Raw genomic sequence first — 21,112 nt, 5'->3', positions numbered from 1 at the left:
GCAACAATAAGACGATTCATTGTTTATACTAGGAGTGTAAAAAAGAAAATATAGAGTCACTAGCGGAAAGCATAGATGTCAACACAAGAATGGCCTGCTGAAGATTATGCAATAGGTTCTTATATCCAAAATAGCATTGCAGATAACTATTTACAGTATTTAACAATAAAACCGACTGATCGTGTATTGGATATCGGATGCGGTAATGGTGCTTTCAGCAGTAAAGTTATAGATAAAATTCCTCAAGGCTTGTTTCTTGGAATAGATACTTCTGAGAATATGCTGAAATTAGCCAGAAAAGAAATGGCGAATTATCCTAATGCAAGCTGGCAAAAGGGTAATGTATTAACGATGGAATTCAATCAGCAATTTGATTACATTGTATCATTTTGGTGCTTGCAATGGTGTCTTTCTGACATTGAGACAGCTTTTCAGAATATTTACCATGCTTTAAAACCAGATGGAAAAGTTCTGACTATTTTTCCTTCAGGTGATGATCCCTTTGTTACAAGCTACTCCAAAGTAAAAGCTTCAGGCGAATTTAACTCGTTAAACAATTTTAAACCTGTTGCAGTAGATCAGTATGAATTCGTTCGTATGCAAGAAAGAATAGCTCTTCTTCCTTTTAAACAAATTAAAATTGAGCGAGTAAAACATAAACTACTTTTACCCTCTCTGGATATTTTCCGTAAATTTGTCAATGGGATTGCATTCTTTCAAGGCCAAATTCCTACTGAGGAAATAGCTGCTATCAATGAAGCTATAGTAAGAGTCTATAAGCAAGAATGCGAAGAAAAATATCAAGGTGAATATTGGTTCATTTTATCAATTTATGTGATCACTGCTGAAAAATGGTAGCTAGGGTAGCCTGTTTGCTTGCAAACAGGATTTCTCTTGATTTTCATTGTCATTGTAAATCCCGCACAGAGGCGTTTTTAGTGAACTGCTTAACAAAATTTTGTGAGGAGAGAGGCTGACTGCTCAATTCATCCAGGAAAATTAACTTAAAATAGGATGAATTAGCCAACGACGTGGCGTCGGGGTATTCAGGATAGTATTTAAGCAGGGGAAATAATAACGATTGTCCAATAACGTAGCGCTTGTCCTTCGTTGACGGCTTTAATCCCCATACGTTTTGGTAAGTGATAGGGATCAATGTTTGATTATCTTGTCGTTGGTTTCCTATGTACAACATGACATGACCTCCTGTGTAAATGAGGGTCATTAGTGGATGCCCTTGAGTTGCTAAGGTGCTGAGTCGCTCATCAAGCGTTTTTTCTGATAAATCTAAAGAAACATATTGTGCTTGTTGCAAAGAGTTTCTGGGTAACCAAATCCCTAATGGAGCGAACAGGCTTTTCAGTTCTTGAGAGCAATCATTAAAAAAGAATGTACCACCCCATCCGTAAGGTCTGTTTTGTAATTGTTTAATGAGGGATGCCATGTTATGTTTTGTTGCGGGAACTGGCATGGGTTGCGCAGCATTTTTATTCACTATTCCAGTTCCTATTACAGCCTGCTGTTGTTTATTTTTCCGGGGAACCAAAATAATCGTGCTCTCTTCACCTTGATAGACCAATGGAAATACGGCGCCAATATAACCCTTAAAAAGAAATTGATTAGTATTATCTACCACGCTGGTTTCCGTTTGAGTAATGGCTATAAGCCCCTTTCTCGCTTTGGTATTCCATTGGTTAATAAATTCAGCGGAGGCATAAGCAATATCATTGCTTTTTACCCAGGCAAAATAAGCATCAGGCGTCAGAACCAAAGACCAAGCCTTATCTTTTGAGACATGAAGGACATATAAGGGTGTTCCAGCCCACAGAGCTGATTCCTGTAAGTTATCAAAAGGAAAACCTTGTCCTGCAAGGCTTAAATGAAAAAAATCAGGCGCACCATCAGGTAAAGCACGTGCAAAAGTGTTTTGCACAACAATCGCTCTATTTTGATTATTAAAAGCCGTTGAGTTTAGCTCTCCTAAATTCATGTTATTAATTATTTTATTGAGCCAAATCTCATCGTGTTCTTTGAAATTTTCTGCATAATGATAGTTTATAGGGTCTTGCTTTTGATTATCAAAATCATCAATTATGGCCAGTTCGATTTTTTTTACAGTGGGTAAGAGATTTTGAACTAATTGCTCACTCCAAGGAGAAAGTCCTTGATTATCACTGGAATAATAATGATTAAAAAATTGTTGCAGTTGCGCTGCTTGGTATTCTGGCTTTATCAAACGCTTATTGTAGTCATCACTCTCTTTAGGCAAGTAAGTATTAATGTCTTGGTTATAAGCTTTTATTGAAAAGTCATAGATAGGTACTTCTATCGCGTGCGACTCTGTTACAAATCCAAATAGGACACAAAGAATAAACGAAGTAATGTAAGATAATTGTCGCATAAGCGTAATAAACCATCTTTCGGAAAGAAAGATAGACAATTATATCATAGAGAATATAGAGTATTAAAAAATGATGTGAAATCAAAAAATGATTTTTTTCATTTAGAATTGAATACTCCATCCATTGATGTGATACAAATTGCATTATCTTTTGGGGCTCATGTCACGGAAATTAAATCTGTAGAAGACATAGAGCCAGCACTCAGTCTGGCTTTTGCATTTAAGGGCCCCACTTTTATTGCTATCCATCATACGTAAAACGCTTCAAGATGATGGGTGAATACCTATGGTTTCTTGCTTTTCCTCATGTTGGATTAACCATTTTTTACGGGCGATTCCTCCACCATATCCACCTAATTCACCCGTACTTGTAATAACACGGTGACAAGGAATAACCAGGGCAATTTGATTCGCACCATTGGCATTCGCAACAGCTCTATACGATGATGGTTGTCCTATCATCCTCGCAAGATCGGCGTAGCTTCTTGTTTCACCATATGGAATAGTACGTAGTGCTTTCCAAACATGCTTTTGAAAAGCACTGCCTAGGAGACATAATGGTGTTGTAAATTCATGTAACTTACCTGCAAAATACGCCTTCAATTCCTTCTCTATCGATAGGATGACAGGTGTTACTCCAGGAATGACTGCAGAAAAAATACGGGTCCTTAAGCGTTCAACTTCACGCTCAAGACCTCGCCTATCAACAAATTCCAAAAGATATAAAGCAGCTTCATCAGCTATCGCAACCATAGCACCAAGTGGTGTATCTAGCCAATGGGCTTTCAGAATCTTCAATTCCTGATTAACATTCGCGGGTGCTGCTCCCATGATTTTAGAAAAAGCATCGCGAAAGCCGCTGCTTGATTTATAACCTGCATCCAACTGTGCCTCAATCACCTGATTGCCACCGCGAATTTGCTTCATTGCTAATCCCATGCGACGGTGTCTTGCATATTCAACAAACGTCATGCCAAATCGCTTCTTAAATTGTCTTCGAGCCGTTGAGGCATCAACAGACAGGGCGGCAAAATCTCTGTCTTTCCATCGTTTTGATGGGTTGGCTTCCACGGCATTCACCAAGGTTTGCACCAAATCGGATACTTGGTTGGGATGAGAAAGGGGACGACAGCGCTTGCAAGGTCTAAATGACGCTGTTAAAGCGTCTTTAGCTGTTTGAAAAAACTCACAATGCTCTAATTTAGGTTTTCTTGCGGGACAAGTTGGGCGGCAAAATACTCCAGTTGTTTTAACCCCAACATAAAAAACACCTTCATAGTCGGTATTTTTTTCAATGAGCGCGCGATAATATTCTCGAATCATTTCCTGAGTTAGCTGCATCAGTTTATCTACAAATTCAATCTAGCTTTATCTTAGACTATAACACTGCTGACAAAATCTGCGACCGAAAATCAGGCATCGATTTTTTATTCCCATATGATCGATCGTAGCCCGTATTAGCGCAGCGTAATACGGGAAGGGATGGTATAAGAATTCCTGTATTACGCTGCGCTTATACAGGCTACAAAACTATCTTTCAAAAGTAGTTAGTGCATTTGAGCACATAAGAAATTTATATATCCAATATATGGATAATCAATTTTTTTTCCCAGGCTCAAATGCTACTATTCGTCGTAATTTTCTATCCTATGGAGTTAAAATGTCAAAATTTTCATTTTCTGTTTTCGCTATTGGTTCTCTAATTGCTACTTCCGCCTCAGCAACCCATATTATTGAGATAATAACAGGACAGACAGGACGCATTAATAAACAAAATACCGTTCATTCTATAGCTAAATCGGACTCAGATGATTATGTTAATTTCACAGGTGATTGGCAGGGAAGTTGTAAATATGATGATGGAGAACCCCAGACGGGAGCTCTTAAAATCATCAATGATCGTTCTCATATTGAATTTAATGGTGTTTCTTTTAAGATTGGGCATTTAACTACAATGTCTTCAGCAGGCTATAAATCAACATGGTACGATCACATGCACTTTTACTGGAATACTACAAAAGATAAACTATTAGGGCAGGGAAATGCTATGTGGACAAGATATGGTCAATCAAAACTCAATAGTAATTTTGGGAGTCAACTTTTTAATGTTGTACTGTCCTTAAATCAGGATCAGCTTCAAATGAGAACGGTATATTTTGAGCTCAATGACTCAAATGAAGCAGAACCCAATCAAAATGGATATACTCATATATCCATTTGTACATTTACTAAAATAAAGTAGTCTGCAGGGCTACTTACCTGGATGTTCGCTAAAGCGACCATCCAGGCTACCCAAATTATCGTTTATTTTTTTCTAAACCTTCAAAAAATGTTATGGCTCTTGCTATTGCTTGACGGTAATATGGTCTGAGTTTAGGGTTACTTCTTCTTAATTCAAGCCAACTTATGGTGACTAATTTTCTAGCGAGCAAGAAATAGGGGCTTAAATCAATATCCTCTTGCGAAAGAGGCATATATGTAGAGTATCCCGTGAATAACGCTTCTTTTAACTCAAGGAAATTTTTACTTTTTTCACCTTCAGTTAAATATTCAAATGCAAATAATGCAACAGCCAAATCATCACCATATAACCCCACGCCACAATCATCAAAGTCAATAACTGCATATTTATTTTTGTAAGTAAGGAAATTATTTGGTTGCATATCCGAATGGATCAAACCCGTTTTATCTTTGTATGATTCTTCATAATGCTTGAGTGTCTGATAAACAGTTCTCCTTGCTTTTGTAATGATGTCTTGCTCTTTCTTGGATACTGCAGTAAGTTTTTCAACGTTGTAAAATTTTGCCCTGTCAGTGCCCACTAAGCCATCTGTGTTCCAGTAGTGGCGGTGCTTAATCGCTATGTCTTGTCCGCTCTTTTGTAGTTGAGCGATGATAGAACCTAAATGATAAGCATATTGCTTATCAATGCTTTTCCATCTGATTTTCCCTGGAATCCATTCAAACATATGACAAAGTCTGATCGTGGAGATTGCAGGATGCGCGTATTCAATTAGGTATTGATCATGAGTGGTAAGAACGGGTTTGGGAACCAATAAGTCAGTTGTTTTTAAGATGTGATGCAACCATTTTATTTCTTCAAGAAACGCTTGCTTTGTATGATATCCCACAGGGCTAATTCTTAAGACATACCGTTTATTTTGAGTATCTGTAACTCTGAATATTGCATTGGCTCCATATCTGATGAAGTCAATGTTTCGAACGTTTAGCGGATATTGTTTCACTGCCTCAACTGCAAGGGCCCTAAGCCTTCTAACCTGGGTTAAGTATGAAGCTTGTTCAAAAGGTATCATTAAATGAGTCCCCGACTTTTTAAAAAATCGTGCGCGACTTTTTGCGGGCTAAGTTTTTTTACGTCTACGAGGTAATTTAAGTGTTGCATGGTTTTATTGTCGATGGTACCTAATAGAGGCTTTAATGCCATGAGCACCTGAGGATAGTCTCTAAGAATAGCATTGCGAATTACAGGCGCAGCATAATAAGGTGGATAAAAATGCTTGTCGTCTTGCAATATACGTAGATGAAGTGCGGCAATCCTACCGTCAGTTGTCGGCGATCCGATGATTTGTACATCATTATTCTTGATGGCTTGATAAACGAGATCGGGTTGCATTTGTACTATTTTTTCAAATTTAAAACCATAAGTACGAGTAAGACCTGGTAATCCATCAGGACGTAAGAGGAATTCTGCAGGAGCCGCAAGGATAAGCTCATTGGTAAGACCACTTAAATCGCTCAAATTAACTAAGTGATGTTGCTCAGCAAATTGTTCCTTGACAGCTAATGATTGTGAATTATTGAATCCAAAAGGTGCTAGCCATATGAGATCATAATTTTTCAGGTAAGCTTTTTTTACGAAATCAAATGTCTGCTTTGGATTGCTAATTTGACTTTGTTTAAGTACAACGAGATAGGCAGTGCCCGTGTATTCTGGATAAATATCAACTTGCCCTGTTAACAAAGCATCTTGCAGAATAGTTGTTGTTCCAAGATTAAACTTCTTGATAACACGCAAATCGGTTTTGGCTTCAATCACCTCTGCCATTAAATAGCCCAGGATATATTGTTCAGTAAAATTCTTTGTGCCTATGACAATTGAATTTTTTGTGTCATGAGTAAAAGAAAAAGACCCATGAATGGTTATAGTCAGCAATGTGACAACAATAAGACTTACTAAAGTGATTTTAATTTTTTTAAAAGGCATGGTTAAACGATGCCGAGACGATAATAAGATGGTTAGCGTAGCAAGCACATAATCAATGGCTAGAGCAAGTAAGGCTGTAGGAATTGCACCTAATAAAATGAGATTAGGGTCATTTAATGATAAGCCTTGAGTAATAAAATCCCCTAACCCTCCCGCCCCTATAAAAGCAGCAATAGCGGTAATACCTATCGTCATCGCCATGGATGTTCTAATGCCAGCCATAATCACAGGGCGTGCGAGTGGAAGTTCAATAAGGTATAGACGCTGCCAACGAGTAACCCCTAAACTATTGGCAACATGGAGATAGATGGGCGAAACACCTTTCAAGCCAGCATAGGTATTACTTGTGATTGGTAATAAAGCATAGACAATGAGAGTAATTAGCGTTGGTATCAGGCCTATTCCTACAAAAGGAATTAAAAAACTGAGTAATGCAATACTAGGGATAGTTTGGAAGATATTGGTCATGCCAAGTACAGGATTTTTAAATTTCGGCAATCGAACAATAAGGAGTCCTAAGCCAACACCAATAATGATCGCTATACACATGGCTGACATAGATATAGAGATATGTTCGATTAATTTAGTTTGTAAGTCGGGTAAATGTGACTTTATGAAATCCCAATAATTATTCATCGGCTAAGTATGTGTTTTTGTTGTAAGAAGTTGTTTAACGAATTCAGTAGCGGGACGGACTAGAACGTCTTCTTTTGTGCCAATTTGCTCGAGATTTCCCGCATGCATGATAGCAATCCTGTCAGCTAGACGAAATGCTTCATTAATATCATGAGTTACAAAAATAATTGTTTTATTGAGTTTTTGCTTTAGGGCAATGATTTCGTTTTGTAACGTTTCGCGAGTAAGCGCATCTAATGCGGCGAAAGGTTCATCCATTAAAATGTAATTAGGATTGGTCGCTAAAGCACGTGCTACACCAACGCGTTGCTGCTCTCCGCCCGATAATTCATCAGGATAGCGGTTAAAATACTTTTCCGGGTCCAGATTGACTAAATGTAACAATTCGTTGACACGCTTAGTGCGTTGTTCCTTGGGAATGCTCATCAAGCGCATGATAATGGCTATGTTTTGGGCTACGGTCATGTGAGGAAACAGACCGATATCTTGAAATACAAACCCCATTGAGCGACGCAATTGCACTCTAGGGTAATCTTGTATTAACTTCCCATCAATCTCTATTCTGCCTGAGGTGGGTTTAAGCGTATGATTGATCAGTCGCAGTAATGTGGATTTCCCACTACCAGATGATCCCACTAGTATTAATGTTTCACCATCGACAATGGATAAATTAAGATTTTTGACCGAATAGGATTTCTTTCTATCAAAGGATTTAGAAACATTATGTAGTGTAATCGTCACAAAGTTACATTCCTTTGCAAAGGCAACCCTCATAATACATCTTTTTTGTATTTTATAAAAACAAAACCGTGCTACTCTATGAATATATCCCGTACCCAGATACTATTCTTAAAGATTATCTTGAACTGAGGTATGTTTAGATGGAGCAATACCTAATAACAACAAAGCAACTCGGTTTGCGACTCATGAGACAAGACGACGTAAAGTATTTAGAGGGCCTGGATAAAGATCCGGAGGTAAAAGAGTATTTTCCTGAAGGCACGCTAAGTCGTCGAGAAATCAAGAGTCAGATTGAAACTTGTCTCGCTAATTATGAAGTTAAACATTTGCCTTGTTTAGTCATCTTTAGGCTTAAAGATAATGAATTTGTTGGAGAGGCCTATTTTGATCGGATTGAAACGGGAGAAATTAAAGTAGGCTATCTTTTTCATAAGAAATTTTGGAGCAAGGGTTATGCGACTGAGACGTTAAGAGGCTTGCTTGCTTGGGCAAAACAACATATCGATGCCGATTATATCATCGCTTATGCTGACAAAAATAACAAAGCGTCATTCCGAGTGATGAAAAAATGCGGCATGGAACATTATAAAGATGCTTATTATCTTGGTATGATATGTCGATTCTATCGGATTAAGAATCGATAAGCAGTTACTACTAATGTGTATCCATACAGAACAACGTGACAATGTTTTTGAGAGCGTGCTCGCAAATGTTGAGTTGTTCAAGACTGATAAATTCATCAGGCCGATGTGCTTGTTCAATATTACCAGGTCCGCAGATAATAGTAGGAATGCCTGCATCTTGGTACGAAGTAGCTTCACTAGAATAAGATACCTTTAAGTACTCTTCTGTACCGATAACGGTGTGGACTAATCGGGTAATAGGAGCATCTTTCGATGCAGTAAATCCTGGTGAATCAGAAATTTGGTCCAAATAAACAGCCGCTTCGGGATATGTTTTTTTCATGTCGGGTAATAACTCATTGTTAATGTAATTTTCAAGCTGGCTACGAAGATTTTCGAGAGGAAATTGAGGCAAATAACGGATTTCAATGATGAGCTCACAATTATTAGGAATGATGTTTCTTGCCGTTCCCCCGCTGATAATATTGGTACAAAGCGTGCAATAGGGCACATCAAAGTCTTTATCGAAGGGACCTTGTTCTTTTAAGTACTTCGCTAACTCACTGATGTAACAAATCAAGCGACCTGCGTAATGAATGGCATTACAACCTTGATCGGCGAGCGATGAATGAACGGAGTATCCTTGGATTTGACAATGAAAAACCCGTCTTGATTTTTCTCCGATGATGGGGCGCATGCTCGAAGGTTCGCCAACGATACAGCCCTCAGGTTGTATACTTATTTTCTGCAAGTATTCCAATAAATCATCCACACCAATGCAACCAACTTCCTCATCATAGGTAAAGGCAAAATGGAGGGGTTTGCATAGTTTCAGCGCTTTAAATTCAGGTAAAAGCGCCAGTAAAACAGCGATAAATCCTTTCATGTCGCTGGCACCACGACCATAAATTTTGCCATCTTTCTCAGTGGCTATAAATGGATCAGTCGTCCACATTTGCCCTGCAACAGGAACCACATCGGTATGTCCCGACAGCAAAAGACCTCCTTGAGTTTGACCATTTTGGGCGGGTATGGTGGCAAAAAGATTTGCTTTCGAGTCTATGGTGCTAGGGATAATATGAGCGTTGATACGGTGTAATTTGAACCACTCAGCGATTACCTCGATTAATTCCATATTGGAATTGCTGGAAATGGTATTAAAGCCAATGAGTCGTGCAAGCCACTGTTGTGCGTTCATTTCATTCCTTCAAAATAACCACCTATAGTGAACATAGCACTCTCTATCGCGTTTTAACACTTTTAAATTAACGTGAATTGCGACTCTGCCTCCTAATGGGTGTCATTCCCGCGAAGGCGGGTCCATTCCTACACTGACCCTTGAGCGCAATCAGAGGTGGATCCCCGCCTTCGCGGGGATGACAGTTTTGAGGATAGATTTAACTTAATGGCAGTGGCCTGCGGGGGATGACTTATAAAATGAGTCGATCACTGAGCAAAGAAAACCTACAAGGTTATTTTGGCAATGTTTTCAGTTGCATATTCTTCACGGGCTTCGCGGTTTTGATAAGTGTTATTAAGTTTGAACTCACTCTCAGAGTATATTAGTTCGCCATTAGGATGTTTCATTGTTTTTCCGCGACACAAAACGGTTGCATATTGTTCATTATCGGCAATCTTTTGCGCTAGTGTATTCATCAAGGGAGCAAGCTCAGGGAATTTAGTTGTGAGAGCATTGAGGCTATTCATCAATTCTTTCTCAAAGAAACTCGCTTCTTTAGGAACCAAATACCGCTCAAAAATAGACTGACCAGCGTACTCAAAATTTTTTATTGCTACTGAACCATGGACAAACCGTTTTACTTGTACAGCATGAAGGGTCTCTGCAATGATATTAAAGAACTCTGTTTTCACAGTATCGAAGTCCTCATTTCCCCGCTGACTAACCAAGTTTCGTAGATTGCTATTGCAATTCTTTACTGCGTCTTCTATAGCTGCTGTTAGCTCTTCATTGGTAAATGTTTTTTTTAACCGCTCACTCTTGAACCAAAATTCATACAAGCGTGACCGTCTATGGTCTGTCTCATCTAGATATTGGAAAGCATTTCTAAATTCGTCAATGACTTGCTTTAATGAAGGCATTTTTATCTCCTATAACAAAAAGAAGGGTAACATAATACCTTAGGCGTGAAATAATTGCCTCACGATGAGTAAAAATGAATAAAATGATCGGGAAATTTAAAAAAGCTAACTTGATGAAAGACTTATCATTCAAAGTGTCGCTAATACCCCTTCATAGAAAGGACTATTACCGACTGAGATACTTCCTGAAAATGGGAAATCAAAGCTGATTGCTAGAGTTAAATTGAATCCGATTACGATTGCCAAACATACATTGGCGAAGATCCGCATGCCACCTTCCTTCGCTTTAAGGAGGCTTGCTAAAAAAATGATTACTATCGCCCCTAGGATTAAGGCTGTTCGAAGCTCGTCATTAATAATGCTTTTCGCAGCCATCAATCTGTCACGGCGTTGCTTCAAAACCTTATCAAGGAAGGAAAGGCTTTGACGATAAAATAACTCTTCTTTTGGGGTTTGGGGTGTATAATCTTGAAAAGACAGGAGTAGATCCTGCAGAGCCGTCCAAGCTTTTTCACTTTCTTTGCCTTCACGCATCTTCTCCCATTCATCTCCCCTCACTGCAACAACATAGGCTTGAATGTTTTTTCGCAGTAGACTGGCTTCTTTAGGGGGGAAAACGTCGAGGTGGCGAACAATCACACTGATGGCGTCCGTTTCTTCATAAATAATTTTTTGTACAGCGAGATAATGGTTCCAGAGTGCTATAATCACAAAACCCAGGAACACGCCATAACCGCTGCCCATAATATTAAGCACACTATCAGTGCTGCGTGAGTATTCTCGGTCAATGGTTTCTTGAGGAATGAGTATCGAGCCTAGATAACTGGCTAAGAGAGAAATGCAAATCAATATTGAAAGATTGATTAAGAAGATTTGCCATATCGGTAATAAATTAATTAGTCCGCGAAACATGCCTTCTCCCTGGCTTAACACGTTGTTTCTTCCATTGGGGGTTTAGCTTTGAAAGACTAATTTATTAGTCTTTCATCGTTCTAAGCGGATTGCAATATTCTTGCAGCTTATTTTTTGCCAGCGCCAATGAATTCCAGGTAAAAAGAAGGCTTAGGATAACCAATATATTCTACCGTTGTACCCATACCGGCGATGAAATGATAGAGATTGTGACAATGATTCAACCATATTCCTGGATTATCAGCATCGAATTGGATTTTTACTGTACTATTAGGTTGCACAAGAACAGTATCGCGCATTGCTCCATTCGGAAGTTTTATACCATCAATTTCTGTGACTTGAAAAACATGCCCATGGAGATGCATGGGATGAGACATTTGGGTTGTGTTCGTAAAAACCATTTCCACCCGATCGCCTTGCTTAATTGTCTTAGGCGTGATTTTAGGGTAGCTCTGACCATTCAGCATCCATTGATAACCTTGCATGTTGCCGTCTAGTGAGTATGACAAACTAACAGTAACAGGTTTCTTTGTCAAAGGTCGTATCGCGTGCAATTGCTTTTCAAGTTGATAATAATCAATGCGACCTATGCTTTGTGCCGCAATTGAACTTAATTGTGGAATGGGCATTATTCCTGTGACTAATATTAGTCCCGTTTGCTTATTCGTACCTTCCGCTTGTGCAAGAATAGGAAAAAAACCACCCTGTTTAGGGATCGTTAAAATGATATCCAGCCGATTGGCAATACCAATCGGAAATGTCTTGGCAGTTATTGGTTGAACATCTTCACCATCTACAGCAATCAATGTCCCTGCAATATTACCTAAATTGATCTGAAAATTCGTCGAAGCTGAGCCATTGATTATTCGCAGCCGTATCGTTTTACCTGCACTGACTGTTTTAATCTCGGGTTTCTTCAATGTCGTTCTGTTGGTGAGAAAGGCATCGTAGTCAATATCATTAAAATCTGCTTTTCCATTCATATTCATCGATTTTGACATTGTCATAGCGGGCATTTTGGCACTGCGCAATTTTTGAAATAGGATGTTAGGATCAGCGTAAGTAAAATCTTCCAGGAACAAAATGACTTCTTGTTCTTTGTTTTGTTCACCGGGCTTATAAATAATAAAAGGTGCTGCCAAGAGCTGTTGCTCTTGAAAGCCCACATGAGAATGCATCCAATAAGTCCCTGATTGCAGAAGTTTAAATTTATAAGGGTGACTCTCACCTGGTTTAATTGGGGTTTGCGTTACATAAGGTACACCATCTTGATCATTAGGAACGATAAGACCATGCCAGTGGATTGTTATCGGTTCAGCTGATTTATTTACTACCGTTACATTGAATAGATCACCTTTGGTGCCAAAATAACCTTCTTTACTGATCGAACCGTCAGGCTTAATAAAACGGAGATTAAATGCTTTCGCTGCTTTGCCCTGTTCATTAAGTTGAAACTGGGTATCCGTAACTTCAATGATGGTTTTTGGGGATGGTGTTTTTTGTTCTGCAGGACTATCAAAACAGAAAATGATCAAGGCGAAAGAAAAAAAGAACAAAAATAAATAATTTCGTCTTTCAAATGTCTGCAATCGTTGCATAATAGATTCACCCGAATTATTCAATTTATTATCTTAACAATAGTAGAGAGTAAACATCCTGGCAAAACCAAAACGACAACGACTGTTCATAAGACTGCGTCATTCCCGCGTAAGCGGGAATCTAGGATGGTTCTCGCCTCCGCGAGAATGACACGATTAAGTAGAGACTCAGAGATGAGGTGCGGTTCTTACTAACGCAAGGATGCCATGTCTATTACAAATCGATAACGTACATCACTTTTTAGAACCCGTTCATAAGCCTCATTAACTTTTTGTATAGGAATCAATTCGATGTCTGCAGTGATATTATGTTTGCCGCAAAAATCAAGCATTTCTTGAGTTTCTGCGAGACCACCAATCATTGAACCCGCCAAACTACGGCGACCGCTAATCAGTGAAAAAGCACCAACGGGGACATCCTTATTCGGGACTCCAAGAACCACCAGAGTGCCGTCCCGCTTCAACAATTTTAGATATTCATTCCAATCAATTCCTTCGGATACGGTACAGAGGATGAGATCAAAGCTTAAGGCTAATTTATTGAAGGTGTTTGGTTCCGAAGTCGCATAAAAAAAGTCTGCCCCAAGACGCTTACTGTCTTGTTCTTTTCTGGTTGAATGGCTAAGTACAGTGACATTAGCACCCATGGCATGCGCAATTTTTACTCCTACATGCCCGATGCCACCTAAACCAAGTATGGCCACTTTTTTGCCTGGACCTGCTTGCCAGTGTTTTAAAGGTGAGTAAAGCGTGATTCCCGCACATAACAATGGCGCCGTGTCAGCTAGTGGTAAGTTGTTAGGAAGACGCAAAACAAAATTTTCATCAACGACAATTTTTGTTGAGTACCCACCCTGCGTTAAATGGCTCCCATCACGCTCCATCCCGTTGTAGGTCACTGTTGGTCCTTCCAAACAATATTGTTCTAACCCATCCTCACAATTTTCACAGTGGCGGCAAGAATCAACAAGACAGCCTACACCAACATGCTCCCCCTCTTTAAACTGCTTAACCTTTGTCCCAACTTTTTCAACGATGCCTACAATTTCGTGACCTGGGACCATGGGAAAAAGGGAGCCACCCCATTCGTCGCGAGCTTGATGAATATCGGAATGACAAATGCCACAGTACTTAATATCAATCAATACATCATGATCACCCACATCTCTTCGCTGAAAGGAAAAAGGTTCCAATGGAGCTTTAGCACTTGATGCAGCATAGCCTTTGACTGGGATCATCATTATTATCCTTATTGTATTTTATTAACCCTAACCAGGGTCTGTTGACAATTGCTCTACAAGCCTACGCGACGCTCCCGGACTCGATCCGGGATCAGTCCGCGTCATCCAGGGATCTTGTGGATACCTGGACAAGCCGCGGTACGTAGGGGTTTTCAAGAAATTGAATAAATGAATTGTCAACAGGCCCTAAGGTGTTAATGGTATGCGTTATATGGAATATTTGCAAAAATCTAATTTTATCTTTACGCTGCTGGCAATGTTTTTTCTGGCAATAAATTGTGCAACAAAGATATCCATTCCCTATAATTTTTGCTATAATTCGCGCAAATTTTGCGACCCCCCTTGCTAAGGAGTAATGTTGTCTGAGTCTCTTGCAGTGAAGTCGGAGCTTGTATTCCCGCGAAACTCTTTCATGGCATGGTTAGTTTGCCTATCAGCAGGGTTATTTTTCTTTTACGAATTTTTTCAGTTAAATATTTTTGATGTGATCAATCAGCCTTTACGTGTTGATTTTCACCTTAATGCCGCACAGCTTAGCTGGATGTCTAGTACCTATTTATGGGCAGACTTATTATTCCTTTTACCAGCAGGAATTATTCTTGATCGTTGTTCTACTCGTTTAGTTATTTTGATCGCAATGGTGATTTGCGTGATTGGTACCATAGGTTTTGCCATCACCCATTCTTTTGCTCTTGCTTGCTTTTTCCATTTCCTTTCAGGTATAGGTAACGCTTTTTGTTTTTTATCTTGTGTGGTATTGGTTTCTCATTGGTTTCCTCCCCGTCGCCAAGCGTTAGTTATCGGTTCCTTGGTAACCATGGCTTTCATGGGTGGGATGATGGCTCACACTCCTTTTGCTCATCTTAATGAGCTCTATGGCTGGCGTGCCTCTTTATTTATTGATGGTATCGTCGGTATCTGCTTGTTACTCTGGATTTATTTGATTGTTCAAGATAAACCAGCGAACACTGGTGAAGTAAAAAAATCTTCGCAAGCCTCTGCTATTCCAAGTTTTTTGCAAGCTCTCGGTAACCGCCAAAATTGGTTGGCTGGATTTTATACCTGCTTTCTTAATTTACCTATTATGGTGCTTTGTGCTTTATGGGGGGCCACTTATCTACAGGTGGTTCATCACTTACCAGAGATTGCTGCAAGCAATGTGGTGAGTCTTATTTTTATTGGTAGTATCGTTGGTTGTCCCTTGGTTGGATGGTTTTCTGATAATCAAGGCCGACGTAAGCCTTTAATGATCATCGGTGCAATAGCAACACTAATTACGACCATCCCTTTATTTATGGATATTGTTTTGTCACAGACTGTTTTAAGTATTTTATTTTTTGCGCTTGGTTTTTTCACCAGCACCCAAGTGATTAGTTATCCACTGATAGCAGAGAGTAATCTATCAGACAACACAGGGGCAGCGACGAGTATCGCCTCAGTGATTATTATGGGTGGGGCAGGTGTAGGTCAGGTGCTATTTGGTTGGTTGATGCAGCATCATGCGGGTCTTATTACTAAAAATTACACTATCGCTGACTTTCAATATGCCATGTGGATGTTTCCTCTTACCGCGCTCGCCGCATTAATTGCTGTTTTACTAACCCGTGAAACATACTGCAAACGTTAGATTTAGGAGTTTTTATGCAGATGGTGGAAGAATATCAAGATGAAAAGCAAGCTTCTGTGTTGTTGCCCTGGCTAGTCTGTTTTAGTGCGTCATTATTCTTCTTTTATGAATTTATTCAAGGCAACATGTTTGCCTCGATTGCTGACAACATCATGCAGGATTTTCACGTGCAAGCTGATAAAATGGCCTATTTATCAAGCATTTACTATTTGTCGAATGTGCTCTTTCTGTTTGTTGCCGGAATGATCCTTGACAGATTTTCTACCAAAAAGACAATCTTATTTGCTATGTTTTTATGCGTGATAAGCACATTTATTCTCGCTCATGCGCAATCGTTTTATCTCGCTTTATTTTGTCGATTTGTGACTGGAATTGGCAGTGCATTTTGTTTCTTAGGTCCCATTCGTCTTGCTTCGCGTTGGTTTCCTCCTAAGCGTATGGCTCTGGTTACAGGAGCAATCGTCACTATGGGAATGACAGGGGGGATGTTGGCGCAATATCCTCTGACTAAATTAGTCAATCAAATAGGATGGCGTGATGCCCTCATACAGGTAGGTTGGCTTGGAACGGCCATGTTAATCTTCATGGCTTTTGGCATGATTGATAAGACACGAACAGAAAGTCACAAAATTGTTCAAAAAATATCGGTTTTCGTTGCAGCTAAAAAGGCTTATTTAAATCCGCAAACACTGAGGGCAGCTTTATATACCAGCCTTATGAACATGGCTATAGCTGTTTTTGGGGCGATGATGGGCTCTCTCTATCTGATTCAAAGAATGGGAGTCTCCAAAGAAGATGCTGCTGCAGTCAACACCATGTTATTTTTAGGAGCAATCATTGGTGGTCCTGTGATTGGTTGGTGTTCTGATAAATTAGGTTTGCGTATATTGCCTATGAAAATAGGGGTAATAGCGTCGTTGCTTACCTTGTTAGTCGTTCTATTTGCTCCAGTTTCGCTATCTATCATGAAAATCTTATTTTTCTTACTGGGTTTTTTTACTGCAGCCCAAGTCATTAGCTATGCTTTGGTGGTAGAAAGCAGTCCAGTCATCATGACAGCTACAGCCGTAAGTGTCATTTCTATTCTTACTCAGGGTGGTTATATCATTTATCAAAACTTGTTTAGTCTTTTATTAATGAGTCATGGTGAAATGCAATTAGTAAATGAGGTTCCTGTGTATTCTTTAGGGGACTACCAGTTTGCCGCTATTATCTTACCTATAGGTTTGGTCTTGGCATTGCTTGTCTTATTCGGATTAAAAGAAACCCATTGTCGACATGTAGAGGAATAACGGATGCCAGGACGTGTTTGTATTTTATTGATGGATTCTTTAGGGATTGGCGCAAGCCTTGATGCTCATCGCTATGGGGATAAAGGAGCGAATACCTTTGGTCATATTCATTTGGCCTGTGAGGATGGTTATGCTGATAAAGAAGGTGTGCGTAAGGGAGCTTTGCACATCCCCAATTTGACAAGGCTGGGTTTGTACCATGCTGCTGTAGCGAGCTCAGGGAGACGACTGATTGATTTATCGCAATTGCCTGAGCCCAGTGGTTACTATGGTTATGCTGTTGAGCAAAGCTTGGGCAAAGATACTCCCAGTGGACATTGGGAATTGGCTGGTGTTCCGGTGCAATTTGAGTGGGGGTATTTTCCTCATGAGATACCGTGTTTCCCTAAGAAATTAATTGATGAACTCATAGAAAGAGCAAAATTACCCGGGGTTTTAGGGCAAAAACATGCCTCGGGTACGACCATCATTGACGAACTAGGTGAGGAGCACTTAAAGACAGGGAAACCGATTATTTATACCTCTGCAGATAGTGTCTTTCAGATTGCAGCTCACGAACAAGCGTTTGGGTTACTACGGCTGTATGAGGTCTGTAAAATAGCGCGCGAATTGGTGAATGAATACCAAATTGGTCGCGTTATTGCTCGCCCTTTCATAGGGGAGATTGGTTCATTTTCACGCACTGGGAATCGTCGCGACTACGCCACTTTGCCACCTGCACCTACTTTATTGGATGAATTAAAAAAGGTAGGTCGAGAGGTCATAGCCATTGGTAAGATTGCAGACATCTTTGCGCACCAGGGCTTGACTCAAACAATAAAAGCAGATGGCAATATGGCATTGTTTGATGCTACCCTGGCAGCTATGAAAACAGCACCTGCCGGCAGTTTGGTTTTCACCAATTTTGTGGATTTTGATTCATCTTATGGTCATAGACGTGATGTCGCAGGTTATGCCCATGCGCTTGAGCAATTTGATGCTCGTATGCCAGAACTAGAGCGACTGCTTAATGCTGATGATCGAGTGGTGATTGCTGCTGATCATGGTTGCGATCCTACCATGCCAGGCTCGGACCATACGCGAGAGCATATTCCTGTTTTGGTTTTTGGACCCGGAGTCTCTAGTCAATTTATTGGTCGCCGAGATAGCTTTGCTGATATTGGCCAAAGTATAGCAGAGCATCTAAACATTCCTCCTTTACTCCATGGTGTATCTTTTATTAACCGTTTAACTTAAAGTACTCTGAATTTATTAAAAGATAAATATCGATACACATGATCTACCCCGCTTCCTTTCTGACTTATTGTAATACAATTAATCTTAAATTGACGTCTTTACGTAAGACAGTTCTCTATATTTTGTGGCAGGGTGAACGGCCACTTAAAGCTTATGAAATACTTGATAAGCTTTCAGCAATAAAACAACGCTCTACGCCCCCCTCTGTTTATCGCGTTTTGGATTATTTTGTGGATTACGGAGTCGTTCATAAAATTGAATCCATTCAATCCTATATGCTTTGTCATGAACCCGAAAAACATCTACCTTCTGAGATTTTGATGGTGTGTTATCAGTGTCATCAGGTGCAAGAGGTCTATCATAGTGAAATGCATTCCCTGATCCAAAAATTAACACAAGACCATCAATTTCATTTAGGGCAAGATGCCATTGAATTGAAGGGAGTTTGTGAGAAATGTCAGCCAACCCTAGATATCTAAACCAAAAAGTAATTGTCAACAGACCCTAAAAAATTATCGCTTATCTATTGATTTTTTTTTCTTCAACCCCATTTATGGCAAACCATCAACAGTGAGGATACATTTTGGATCAATATCGTGGTACGACCATCCTGTCTGTTCGACGCGGCAGTAAGGTGGTTATTGGTGGAGATGGTCAAGTCACCATGGGCGACACCATTATGAAGGGTAATGCCCGCAAAGTAAGGCGCTTATATAAAGATAAAGTCATTGCAGGTTTTGCTGGTGGAACCGCAGATGCTTTCACCTTGTTTGAGCGTTTTGAACGAAAACTTGAAATGCATCAGGGTCATTTAGTTCGTGCTGCCGTGGAGCTCGCCAAAGATTGGCGAACAGACAAAATTTTGCGGCGTTTGGAAGCGCTTTTAGCTGTGGCTGACAGCAAGGCTTCCTTAATTATTACAGGAAATGGCGATGTCATCGAACCGGAAGAAGGACTTATTGCTATCGGTTCAGGAGGTCCTTTTGCTAAATCCTCTGCCAAGGCATTGCTAGAGAATACAAAATTATCAGCGCTTGAGATCGTGCGTAAAAGTTTGGCTATTGCTGCTGATATTTGCATATATACCAACAACAATTTAACCATTGAAGAATTGGAAAGTGATAGTGAATAGAATAGTAATGACTCCTCGGGAAATTGTACAAGAATTAAATAAACATATCATTGGTCAGGATGAAGCGAAACGTGCTGTGGCCATTGCATTACGCAATCGTTGGCGTCGGATGCAAATACAAGATCCGGTCTTGCGCAGCGAGATTATGCCCAAAAACATTTTGATGATAGGCCCAACAGGTGTTGGTAAAACCGAAATTGCTAGACGGTTGGCCAAATTGGCGAATGCACCTTTTATCAAAGTCGAAGCGACCAAGTTTACTGAAGTGGGTTATGTAGGGCGCGATGTTGACTCTATTCTGCGCGATTTGATTGACATTGCTGTTAAGCAAGAACGTGAATTGGCGATGAAGAAAGTAGAACATTTGGCTGAAGATGCTGCTGAAGAGCGTATTTTAGATGTTCTCTTACCGCCACCAAGAGTTGGCCTCACACCGAGCGAAAAAGAATCCTCTACTCGCCAAATTTTCCGCAAGCAATTGCGAGAGGGACTCTTAGATGATAATGAAATTGAAATTGAATTGTCAGCAGCCCAGGTGGGTGTAGAGATCATGGCACCACCGGGAATGGAAGAAATGACGAGTCAATTGCAATCCATGTTCCAGCAAATGGGCAGTGGTCGCACGCGAACACGCAAATTAACCATTGCCAAAGCAATGAAAATCTTACGTGAGGAAGAGGCTGCTAAATTAATCAATGAAGAAGATATCAAAACCCGTGCTATTGAAAATGTTGAACAAAATGGCATCGTCTTTATCGATGAGTTGGATAAAGTTGCCAGGCGCGCAGAACATGGGACCGGAGGTGATGTTTCCCGCGAAGGTGTCCAGCGCGATCTTCTACCTTTGGTCGAAGGCACAACAGTATCGACAAAATACGGTATGATCAAATCTGATCACATTTTGTTTATTGCTTCAGGTGCTTTCCACGTGGCTAAACCCTCGGATTTAATTGCCGAATTGCAAGGTCGTTTGCCTATTCGTGTCGAATTAGGTGCACTTACTGTCGAGGATTTTGTTCGTATCCTAACTGAACCAAGTGCTTCTTTAACTGAACAATACACCGCCCTAATGGCAACGGAAGGTTTACAATTAACCTTTGATGTTACAGGTGTTCGTCGTATTGCTGAAGTGGCTTGGAAAGTCAATGAGCGTACAGAAAATATTGGTGCACGGCGTTTGTATACAGTGATGGAGCGATTATTGGAAGTTGTCTCCTTTGAAGCAACTGATAAAGCAGGTGAGTCAGTCCATATTGATAAATCCTATGTTGATAAACACTTAGGTAAATTAGTAGAGGATGACGACTTAACACGTTATATCCTGTAATCGACTCTTAAGGAGTTAATT

20 protein-coding genes are annotated in these 21,112 nt (G+C 40.0%); 10 read left to right on the top strand and 10 right to left on the bottom strand.

The genetic code is table 11. The annotated features are described in order from the left end of the window. Positions 1–75: 75 nt before the first annotated feature. Positions 76–858: a class I SAM-dependent methyltransferase gene (locus CKV79_RS11755; RefSeq protein WP_028372570.1), complete on the top strand. Its 783-nt coding sequence runs from the start codon at positions 76–78 to the stop codon at positions 856–858. A 49-nt stretch (positions 859–907) separates the two neighbouring features. Here the strand turns inward: CKV79_RS11755 and CKV79_RS11750 are convergent, their stop codons facing one another. Further along, complete coding sequence (locus CKV79_RS11750; RefSeq protein ID WP_081778032.1) at positions 908–2,401, bottom strand: SH3 domain-containing protein; 1,494 nt, start codon at positions 2,399–2,401, stop codon at positions 908–910. Between the two features lie 75 nt (positions 2,402–2,476). On the opposite strand from CKV79_RS11750, the gene CKV79_RS14035 reads away from it, so the two are divergent. Beyond that, complete coding sequence (locus CKV79_RS14035; protein ID WP_028372569.1) at positions 2,477–2,659, top strand: thiamine pyrophosphate-dependent enzyme; 183 nt, start codon at positions 2,477–2,479, stop codon at positions 2,657–2,659. Positions 2,660–2,665: 6 nt separating this feature from the next. On the opposite strand, the gene CKV79_RS11740 is transcribed toward CKV79_RS14035, so the two are convergent. After that, positions 2,666–3,742 (bottom strand): bifunctional transcriptional activator/DNA repair enzyme AdaA, encoded by a 1,077-nt coding sequence (locus CKV79_RS11740; protein WP_035915035.1) that lies wholly within the window; start codon positions 3,740–3,742, stop codon positions 2,666–2,668. 319 nt (positions 3,743–4,061) lie between these two features. Between CKV79_RS11740 and CKV79_RS11735 the strand changes: the two genes are divergently transcribed. Beyond that, entirely contained in the window at positions 4,062–4,643 is a 582-nt protein-coding gene (locus CKV79_RS11735) for a hypothetical protein (protein ID WP_028372567.1), read from the top strand. Between the two features lie 55 nt (positions 4,644–4,698). On the opposite strand, the gene CKV79_RS11730 is transcribed toward CKV79_RS11735, so the two are convergent. Genes CKV79_RS11730 through CKV79_RS11720 form a run of 3 tightly spaced genes read right to left on the bottom strand, consistent with a single transcriptional unit; the run spans position 4,699 to position 8,003 of the window. Then, positions 4,699–5,715 (bottom strand): phosphotransferase enzyme family protein, encoded by a 1,017-nt coding sequence (locus CKV79_RS11730; protein WP_028372566.1) that lies wholly within the window; start codon positions 5,713–5,715, stop codon positions 4,699–4,701. Next, positions 5,715–7,262: a glycine betaine ABC transporter substrate-binding protein gene (locus tag CKV79_RS11725; protein WP_028372565.1), complete on the bottom strand. Its 1,548-nt coding sequence runs from the start codon at positions 7,260–7,262 to the stop codon at positions 5,715–5,717. The genes CKV79_RS11730 and CKV79_RS11725 overlap by 1 nt, the downstream gene beginning before the upstream one ends. A 3-nt stretch (positions 7,263–7,265) precedes the next feature. Then, positions 7,266–8,003: an ABC transporter ATP-binding protein gene (locus tag CKV79_RS11720; protein ID WP_028372564.1), complete on the bottom strand. Its 738-nt coding sequence runs from the start codon at positions 8,001–8,003 to the stop codon at positions 7,266–7,268. 140 nt (positions 8,004–8,143) lie between these two features. Here CKV79_RS11720 and CKV79_RS11715 point away from each other — a divergent pair, with 140 nt between their 5' ends. Next, a complete protein-coding gene (locus CKV79_RS11715) occupies positions 8,144–8,647 on the top strand; it encodes a GNAT family N-acetyltransferase (RefSeq protein ID WP_028372563.1) in 504 nt (167 codons plus the stop codon). Between the two features lie 10 nt (positions 8,648–8,657). Here the strand turns inward: CKV79_RS11715 and argE are convergent, their stop codons facing one another. From argE to CKV79_RS11690, 5 genes are all read right to left on the bottom strand, one after another. Beyond that, entirely contained in the window at positions 8,658–9,824 is a 1,167-nt protein-coding gene (gene argE, locus CKV79_RS11710; protein WP_028372562.1) for an acetylornithine deacetylase, read from the bottom strand. Positions 9,825–10,090: 266 nt separating this feature from the next. After that, on the bottom strand, positions 10,091–10,726 hold the full coding sequence (locus tag CKV79_RS11705) for a hypothetical protein (protein WP_028372561.1): 636 nt from the start codon (positions 10,724–10,726) through the stop codon (positions 10,091–10,093). Positions 10,727–10,855: 129 nt separating this feature from the next. Then, positions 10,856–11,638: a bestrophin-like domain gene (locus tag CKV79_RS11700; protein WP_028372560.1), complete on the bottom strand. Its 783-nt coding sequence runs from the start codon at positions 11,636–11,638 to the stop codon at positions 10,856–10,858. Positions 11,639–11,745: 107 nt separating this feature from the next. Continuing rightward, entirely contained in the window at positions 11,746–13,236 is a 1,491-nt protein-coding gene (locus CKV79_RS11695; RefSeq protein WP_035915032.1) for a multicopper oxidase family protein, read from the bottom strand. 191 nt (positions 13,237–13,427) lie between these two features. Then, positions 13,428–14,474, bottom strand: coding sequence for an NAD(P)-dependent alcohol dehydrogenase (locus CKV79_RS11690; RefSeq protein ID WP_028372558.1), 1,047 nt, complete (start codon positions 14,472–14,474; stop codon positions 13,428–13,430). A gap of 361 nt (positions 14,475–14,835) precedes the next feature. Between CKV79_RS11690 and CKV79_RS11685 the strand changes: the two genes are divergently transcribed. From CKV79_RS11685 to hslU, 6 genes are all read left to right on the top strand, one after another. Next, positions 14,836–16,104 carry an MFS transporter gene (locus CKV79_RS11685; RefSeq protein WP_028372557.1) on the top strand — a complete coding sequence of 423 codons (1,269 nt, stop codon included), beginning with the start codon at positions 14,836–14,838 and terminating at the stop codon, positions 16,102–16,104. A gap of 14 nt (positions 16,105–16,118) precedes the next feature. Continuing rightward, a complete protein-coding gene (locus tag CKV79_RS11680; RefSeq protein ID WP_028372556.1) occupies positions 16,119–17,396 on the top strand; it encodes an MFS transporter in 1,278 nt (425 codons plus the stop codon). 3 nt (positions 17,397–17,399) lie between these two features. Beyond that, positions 17,400–18,632, top strand: a complete 1,233-nt coding sequence (locus tag CKV79_RS11675) for a phosphopentomutase (RefSeq protein ID WP_028372555.1) — start codon at positions 17,400–17,402, stop codon at positions 18,630–18,632. An 89-nt stretch (positions 18,633–18,721) separates the two neighbouring features. Next, complete coding sequence (locus tag CKV79_RS11670) at positions 18,722–19,111, top strand: Fur family transcriptional regulator (protein WP_157737142.1); 390 nt, start codon at positions 18,722–18,724, stop codon at positions 19,109–19,111. Positions 19,112–19,215: 104 nt separating this feature from the next. After that, entirely contained in the window at positions 19,216–19,764 is a 549-nt protein-coding gene (hslV, locus tag CKV79_RS11665) for an ATP-dependent protease subunit HslV (RefSeq protein WP_028372554.1), read from the top strand. Position 19,765: 1 nt separating this feature from the next. Next, positions 19,766–21,091: an ATP-dependent protease ATPase subunit HslU gene (hslU, locus tag CKV79_RS11660; protein ID WP_028372553.1), complete on the top strand. Its 1,326-nt coding sequence runs from the start codon at positions 19,766–19,768 to the stop codon at positions 21,089–21,091. The last annotated feature ends 21 nt before the right edge of the window (positions 21,092–21,112 follow it).

It is taken from the genome of Legionella lansingensis, from assembly GCF_900187355.1.
Classification (GTDB): domain Bacteria; phylum Pseudomonadota; class Gammaproteobacteria; order Legionellales; family Legionellaceae; genus Tatlockia; species Tatlockia lansingensis.
Note: the sequence above shows the minus strand (reverse complement) of the source record. Positions and strands in the feature narration are given on the sequence as shown.